Below are 7,448 nucleotides of genomic sequence, written 5' to 3'. Positions count from 1 at the left end.
TTGCAAAAGCCGGGGCACCTTTACTGCCGGAACCACAGAAATCACCGGGGGCACGCCCTTTTCCATGCACCAGTCCTCGATAGCGGAAAGAGCCGCGTCCTCGTCCCCCTCCGGGCCAGGAACGGGATAATCAAACAGAAACTCCCCCTCCAGCTCGTTGCGGACAATCAGACATCCCTCCGCCTCCGCAAATGCAGGGTGGAGCCGTTCTCCCCACATAAGCTTTGTACCCGCGGAATATTCGCAAAGCCCATAATTGCACGTCTCGTAATACCCGCGCAACAATGCTCCATCTTTGGCGGTTATTGGCGTAAACTCAAGCATATTTCCTCGATCCTTTCACGGGTTCCCCATCGGCGGCGACCCACCTCCAAAACCCTGTTCGTCTTCCAGTTTTGTTCTTTTTGTTAATTCTGTCACAAATATTTAAAAAAAATTTGTATACTTTTCACCCGTTTCTCTTGACTTCACACTTTGTTAATAGTATATTTTTACCACAAATCCATTTAAGAAAGAGGGGCTATTCGTGGAAAATGAGAGGGGCAGTTGGGGAAGCAACATTGGCTTCCTGCTGGCGGCAATCGGCTCGGCCGTCGGCCTTGGTAACATTTGGGGCTTTCCATACAAGATGGGTAAATCAGGAGGTTTTACCTTCCTGATTGTCTATCTGCTGTTGGCGGCTTTCGTGGGCTTCACCATCATGATGGGAGAGTTGGCACTAGGCCGCAAAACTGGGACGGGACCTATCGGCGCGTATCATGCGGTATCGAAGCGATTCAAGTGGATCGGCTGGTTGGCGGTCTTTTCTCCGTTCATTATTATGAGCTTTTATTCTGTGCTGGGCGGCTATTGCATTGAATACATGTCCTTGAATCTAAGCAATCTTGCTTTCCAGAACCCGGTCATTTCCGGTGGCGACCTATTCCACTCCATGCTGACGAATCCCATTGGATCCGTTTTTTTCACCGTCCTGTTTTTGATCATCTGCTATCTAATCAACCGCGGCGGTATTTCCGGCGGCATTGAGAAATTTAACAACGTCGGTATGCCCGCGCTGTTTGTGATGCTGGTCATCATCATCATCAAAAGCCTGTCCATGCCCGGCTCCATCGAGGGGCTGAAATTCATGTTTGTCCCGGGCTACGCGGTGGCGGGTGGCTTTATTGAAGCGGCGCCCAATATCCGCACCGTATTGGCCACCGCAGGAGGACAGATGTTCTTCTCTCTGTCTCTGGCCATGGGAGCAATGATTACTTATGGCTCCTATCTCAGCAAAAAGGAAAATCTGGTGCGAAACTCCGCCATCATTGTCATTTCCGACACGATCATCGCCATCCTGGCGGGTATCGCCGTTATCCCCGCCGCCGTGGCCTATGGCATCCAGCAGGGCATCCCCGTGGGCGACATTGCCCTCGGCGGCCCCAGCCTTCTGTTCGTCACGCTGCAAAACGTGTTCAACAACATGGGCAGCGTGGGCGCTCTGTTCGGCACCATTTTCTATATGCTGGTGCTGATTGCGGCGATCACTTCTGGCATCTCTCTAATTGAGGTCATCAGCACGTTCTTCCTGGACCGGGCCGCCCAGAAGGGCAGAAAAGCCAGCCGTTCCAAAGTTGTTCTGCTGGTCTGTCTCGCCATTTTGGTGGAAGCCACTCTGGTGGCTGTGGACGGCCTGGGCTCTAACGGCGTTCCCGTTCCCTTCAAGGAAACCACGGCTGTCGTCATAAACGGCGTGACCCAATACGCTGGCTGGAACGACTGCTGGCTGGACTTCATGGATATGCTCTCTGAGGGGCTTGCCATGCCGCTGGGCGCCATGCTGATGAGCATTATGATCGGCTGGGAAATTCAACCCAAGTCCATGCTGGACGAGATTCACTCCGGCTCTGGCAACCGAATGGACGGTTTCTTCTCCGCCTGTATGAAGATCGTTGCCCCATTGGGTATGGCGCTGATCCTCTCTGGCCAGATTTCCGACTTCTTTGGTAAGGACGCCCGGATTGCCAGCTATATCATCGGCATTGTGGTCTACGTAGTTGGCGTGGCCGCGGCCGTCACCTCTCCCATGCGCAAAACATCTCACAAATAAGACTCACGTTTTCTTGTTCACCCCGGGGGGCGCTATGCGGCGCTTCCCGGGGTTTGTGCTCATCATGACATTATTAGAATATCAACCTTTTCTAAACCGTTCAAATGGCATTTACAACACTCTAAAAATTTTTCGGCCTTTTTGCCCCCTATCCGACAAGACTTTCTGGCAATGCTTGCCCAACCGGGAGTGATTCTGCGGCGATTTGTCATCGGCGAGGCTGAAAATCTCGGGGACTCGCGTGAAACGTGGCGCGAAAAGCCCGCAAAAACGCGGAGTAGTCTCCAAACCCTGCAAGAGCTGCCGCCCGCATCACAGGCGTTCCCTCCCGCAGTAACTCCCCCGCCAGCAGCAGCCGTTTCTGGCTGATATACTGGTGCACGGTATAACCCGTGACTTCCTTAAAGCGGTGCATCAGATAATACCGGCTGAGAAAGAAACGTGCCGCAAGAGCCTCCACCGTCAGGGCCCCGTCCAGATTGCCCGCGATATAGTGCAAAATCTCTTCGATTTTCGGATCAGAACGATAGGCGTCTTTTTCCCGCTCCGCAGTTTTGTCCCGCAGGCTGTCTCGATTCACGTCAATCAAAAGCTGCTGGCAGCAGGCGTCTGCCATTCGTCCACTGCCGTATTCCCGGGATCGAAGCGCCTCTTCCAGCTCCTGAAATCGGCGCAGATAAAAAGGGCGTCGCTCTTCGTCCGTCCGAAGGAGATGAAATCCCCGGCGGCAGGCCAGATCAAAGCAGGCGGACAATGGTTCGTCTGGGTCGCTCCGTTTATCCATCCACTCCCGCCCCAGCCACAACACCATCCGCTCATAAGGCTCTCCCGTGTCAATCAGCGCCCGATGAATCTGGTTGCGGGGCACCAGAAGTAAATCCCACGGTTGGAGAAAGTAGGTCACGCCCTCCACCATATAGGTCACTCTGCCACCTAAAAGCAGGATAAGCTTGTCAAATTCGTGATAGTGGTACTCCAGCGTCTTCGTGCTGGTATCCTTCAGGCGAAACAGGCGGAAATTTTCCAGTAGATAGCCCCGCTTATCGCCCTCCAGCCCCTCTGGCATCCTCCACACCCCTTCCAATTTTATGGATTGTCTTTTTATTTTACAGCACTTTTTGCACAGATACAATTGTCATTTTGCCAAAATGCTGCAATTTTATGCGAAACATTTTTCGCGGTTCCCAGTCAATCCCCGTTGAAACCAGCGGCTGATTCTGCTATACTGTATAAGTCAAGACAAAAAACGGGGGGATTCATCATGAGCCGCGCGGACGAGCTGTTTATTCAAAACTGCCGGGATATCCTGGATACCGGTGTGTGGGACAGGGACCGGGAGGTCCGCCCCCACTGGGAGGACGGAGCCCCCGCCCACACCGTCAAGAAATTCGGAATTGTGAACCGATATGACCTTGCCGCCGAGTTCCCAATTCTGACCCTGCGGCGCACCTATTGGAAAACCGCAATTGACGAGCTTTTGTGGATTTGGCAAAAGAAGTCCAACAACATTCACGATTTAAATGCAAAAATTTGGGACCAGTGGGCGGATGAAACCGGCTCCATCGGCAAGGCATACGGCTATCAGCTTGCTGTGAAGCACCAATATCCCGAGGGAGAATTTGATCAGGTTGACCGAGTGCTGTACGATTTGACGCACAACCCTGCCAGCCGCCGGATTCTCACCAACATCTATAATTTTCAGGATCTCCACGAGATGCACCTCTATCCCTGCGCCTATTCCATGACCTTCAACGTCTCGGGTAATACCCTGAATGCCATTTTGAACCAGCGAAGTCAAGATATGCTGGCCGCCAACAACTGGAACGTGGTGCAGTATGTCGTGCTGACGCATATGCTGGCTCAGGTTTCTGGCCTGCGGGTCGGGGAACTGGTCCACGTCATTGCCGACGCACATATCTATGATCGGCACGTTCCCATCGTGGAAGAGATTCTCGCTCAGACTCCCGCCGCCGCCCCACGGTTTTCCGTGGACCCGTCGGTGACGGATTTTTACCGGTTTACAAGGGACAGCTTTCGGCTGGAGGGCTATACCCCCGCCCCGCTGGAGGCGAAAATTCCCATTGCCATATAAAGAGGGAGGCTTTTTTTATGAACGCGATTTTATCCGTGGCACAGGATTGGGGCATCGGCAAGGACAATCAGCTGCTGTTTTATCTGAAGGAGGATATGAAGCGCTTCCGCACGCTCACCTCCGGAGGAACCGTCATCATGGGCCGCAGAACGCTGGAAACCCTGCCCGGCGGAAATCCCCTGCCCAACCGGCGCAATATCGTCATTACGCATGACAAGGAGTTCACCCGGGAGGGAGCAGAGATTGTCCACAGCGTGGAAGCCGCGCTGAATCTGGTGGACGTGAACGCAGACGACGTATGGGTCATGGGGGGCGGCAGCATTTATGCAGCTATGCTCTCCCGCTGTAAAATGGTTTACCTGACCCGCGTAGAGGCTGTGATTCCCGGGACGGATACCTTCTTCCCCAATTTAGATAAGCTATCCGCGTGGAAAGTCGCCTCCCAGTCCGAACCGATTGAGGAAGACGGCCTTACCTATCGGTACGTGGAGTATCTCAATTTGAACCTGTAAACCCTTTTGGGAAGCCTGCGGGAAAGCACCCCAGCGGAAATCAGTTGTACACAAGGCGGACCTCTTCGGAGGTCCGCCTTGTTTATTGTATTCATTTCCCTTGCTTTATATTTTGATACCAATGTTTTTTTGATCCTTTTCACACAGGTTTTTGCGTCCTCTTCCCCACGTCTCTCTTTTCCCGGAAAACCACCTTGCCAACCGGGCGGGGGACGGCTATAATAAAACGAGCTATGCGAGAGGAGGCGGTCCCCACGGTGGATTTAAATACAAGCGTGCAGTTTATCAAGGGGATCGGCGCCCAGCGGGCCAAGTCCCTTGGCAAGCTGAATATTTGCACTTTACGGGATTTGATTTCCTTTTTTCCCCGGGCCTATGAGGACCGGACGCTCACAAAGCGGATTTCGGACCTGCAGCCGGGAGAGCTTGCCTGTGTGGAGGCCATGGTTGCCTCTCCCCCCACTCTCTCACGCATCCGCAAGGGACTGGAGCTGGTGAAACTTCGGGCCGTGGACGACTCCGGTGCGCTGGATGTGACTTTTTTCAATCAGGCTTGGCTGAAAAATAGCCTGAAGGCCGGGGAAACCTACATTTTTTACGGAAAGGCGGAAGGAAATCTCCTTCGCCGCCAAATGGCAAATCCCGTGGTAGAAATGGCGGATCGGCAGGAGCAAACGGGCCGCATTGTCCCTATTTATCCCCTTACCGCCGGGGTAAGCCGCCTGCTTCTCTCCCGCTCCATCCGGCAGGGTCTGGATGCCTGCGGAGACATTCTTCCCGATGTGCTGCCGGAGAGTGTGCGTCAGGCGCATCAGCTCTGCCATGCGGGCTTTGCCTATGAGAGCATTCATTTTCCGGCTTCTCCAGAAGCACTGGATCTGGCCCGGCGGCGGCTGGCATTTGAGGAACTGTTTTTGTTTACCATCGGTCTGCGCCGCCTCCGCTCCCGGCGGGACGAGGTGCGCACCTCGCCGTTTGAACGTGTTGCTATGACTCCTTTTTACGCCGCGCTCCCCTTCACACTCACGACGGCCCAAACACGCTGCGTGGAGGAAGCCCTTGAGGACATGCGCTCGGGCCGTCCCATGAATCGGCTGTGTCAGGGAGACGTTGGCTCGGGTAAAACCATGGTGGCCGCCGCCAGCGTGTATTTCTGCGTAAAAAACAACCGGCAGGCCGCCCTGATGGCTCCCACGGAGATTCTGGCCCACCAGCACTACGACGGCCTTTCCCCGCTGCTGGAACGTCTTGGCGTACGTTGCGCCCTGCTGACCGGATCCATGACCCCGAAGACCAAACGCACCCTCTCCGCCCAACTGGCGGCGGGAGAAATTGATTTCATCATCGGGACCCATGCGCTGATTTCCGGCGGCGTGGACTATCAGCGCCTTGGACTGGTGGTAACGGACGAGCAGCACCGCTTTGGTGTTGGCCAGAGGGCAGCGCTGGCCTCCAAGGGAGACAGCCCCCATATGCTGGTTATGTCCGCCACTCCCATTCCCCGGACGCTGGCCCTGATTCTCTATGGGGATTTGGACGTGTCCGTCATTGACGAGCTCCCCCCCGGACGACAGCATATCAGCACCTCCAATGTTTCCGGGGGATACCGCCCCCGGCTGTACGCCTTTCTTCGCAAACAGGTGCAGGAGGGGCGGCAGTGCTATGTGGTCTGCCCCGAAATTACGGAGAGCGAGGATGGGGACGATGGGCGCAAGGCCGTGATGCAGTATGCCGATACCCTTCGGACAGAAGTCTTCCCCGACCTGCGCGTGGCTTTTGTCCACGGAAAGTTGAAAGCAAAAGAGAAAGAGGCCGTCATGTCCACCTTTGCCACCGGGGCAACGGACATTCTGGTATCCACCACGGTGATCGAGGTGGGGGTGGACGTTCCCAATGCCACTGTGATGGTGGTGGAAAACGCGGAGCGGTTTGGTCTGAGCCAGCTTCATCAACTCAGGGGCCGAGTGGGCCGGGGAGCCTACAAATCTTATTGCATTCTTATCTCCGACAGTAAAAACGAAGACACCCGCCAGCGTCTGCGCGTCATGACTCAAACGGCGGACGGTTTTAAAATCGCCGAGGAAGATTTGCGCTTGCGGGGACCCGGCGACTTTTTTGGCCTGCGGCAGCATGGCCTGCCGGGTCTGCGGGTGGCGGACCTGGGCTGTGACGCGGCACTTTTGAAGGAGGCCCAGACCGCCGCGGACGCGCTGCTTGCGCAGGACGGGACCCTTGCTTCCTATCCTTCTGTGAAGGCCCGTGTTTTGGAGCTGTTTCATCAGAGCGCCGACGCGTTGAACTAAGGCAGCTTTACATTTACCCTGTTGCGAAGCGATTTTTCTACAAAGCTGAGTAACTTGGCGCAATTATCGTTCTTGCCAAGAAACACTACGTAAAAAACAGAGCCGGGAGAGCTGATATCTCTCCCGGCTCTGTTTTTGCTCTGACTTTGGCGGCTTTTTGCGCCGCTTCTCAGTATATTCGCGAAAAAGCCTCGTCCCCAGAGATGCTCTCATCACCGCGCGATCTTCACTTCGTCAGCGCGGCAGTCAGGTCCGGAAACAGCCACACGCGACTGTATCGATCATACAGGGAAAAGGATTTCTTCTCCTCCGGCCTGCCGCCTCCATCCCACCAGACACAGGGAATGCCCAGAGGGCGGGCGGATTTCAGAACATACTCCGCCCAACGGATACGCGCGTCCTCGTTGTCTTTGTCCCGCGCACCAAACTCGGTGATGATCACGGGGATTCCC

The 7,448-nt window shown here is 55.0% G+C and carries 6 protein-coding genes and 1 pseudogene; 4 read left to right on the top strand and 3 right to left on the bottom strand.

Going from position 1 to position 7,448, the window contains the following annotated elements:
• Positions 1 to 324: pseudogene (locus tag RT018_RS09270) on the bottom strand (N-acetyltransferase); the annotation flags it as partial.
• 202 nt (positions 325 to 526) lie between these two features.
• Between RT018_RS09270 and RT018_RS09265 the strand changes: the two are divergent.
• Entirely contained in the window at positions 527 to 2,089 is a 1,563-nt protein-coding gene (locus tag RT018_RS09265; protein WP_312941294.1) for a sodium-dependent transporter, read from the top strand.
• A gap of 208 nt (positions 2,090 to 2,297) precedes the next feature.
• Here RT018_RS09265 and RT018_RS09260 read toward each other — a convergent pair whose 3' ends face one another.
• Complete coding sequence (locus RT018_RS09260) at positions 2,298 to 3,155, bottom strand: AraC family transcriptional regulator (RefSeq protein WP_312941293.1); 858 nt, start codon at positions 3,153 to 3,155, stop codon at positions 2,298 to 2,300.
• A 195-nt stretch (positions 3,156 to 3,350) separates the two neighbouring features.
• Here RT018_RS09260 and thyA point away from each other — a divergent pair, with 195 nt between their 5' ends.
• The 3 genes from thyA to recG all read left to right on the top strand — a co-directional run bounded on the left by thyA (position 3,351) and on the right by recG (position 6,996).
• Positions 3,351 to 4,181, top strand: coding sequence for a thymidylate synthase (gene thyA / locus RT018_RS09255; RefSeq protein ID WP_312941291.1), 831 nt, complete (start codon positions 3,351 to 3,353; stop codon positions 4,179 to 4,181).
• Between the two features lie 17 nt (positions 4,182 to 4,198).
• Positions 4,199 to 4,693, top strand: a complete 495-nt coding sequence (locus tag RT018_RS09250; protein WP_312941289.1) for a dihydrofolate reductase — start codon at positions 4,199 to 4,201, stop codon at positions 4,691 to 4,693.
• Positions 4,694 to 4,926: 233 nt separating this feature from the next.
• Positions 4,927 to 6,996, top strand: coding sequence for an ATP-dependent DNA helicase RecG (gene recG, locus RT018_RS09245; protein WP_312941286.1), 2,070 nt, complete (start codon positions 4,927 to 4,929; stop codon positions 6,994 to 6,996).
• 226 nt (positions 6,997 to 7,222) lie between these two features.
• Here the strand turns inward: recG and RT018_RS09240 are convergent.
• The coding region (locus tag RT018_RS09240; RefSeq protein WP_312941283.1) for a cellulase family glycosylhydrolase at positions 7,223 to 7,448 on the bottom strand (226 nt) is incomplete at its 5' end.

The sequence above is a fragment of the Oscillibacter sp. genome (genome assembly GCF_032060045.1).
Lineage (GTDB): Bacteria > Bacillota > Clostridia > Oscillospirales > Oscillospiraceae > Oscillibacter.
Note: the sequence above shows the minus strand (reverse complement) of the source record. Positions and strands in the feature narration are given on the sequence as shown.

Coding starts and splice junctions, on each gene's coding strand:
- RT018_RS09260 (WP_312941293.1), bottom strand. CDS start 3,155: ATGCCAGAGGGGCTGGAGGGCGATAAGCGGGGCTATCTACTGGAAAAT.
- recG (WP_312941286.1), top strand. CDS start 4,927: ATGCGAGAGGAGGCGGTCCCCACGGTGGATTTAAATACAAGCGTGCAG.
- thyA (WP_312941291.1), top strand. CDS start 3,351: ATGAGCCGCGCGGACGAGCTGTTTATTCAAAACTGCCGGGATATCCTG.
- RT018_RS09250 (WP_312941289.1), top strand. CDS start 4,199: ATGAACGCGATTTTATCCGTGGCACAGGATTGGGGCATCGGCAAGGAC.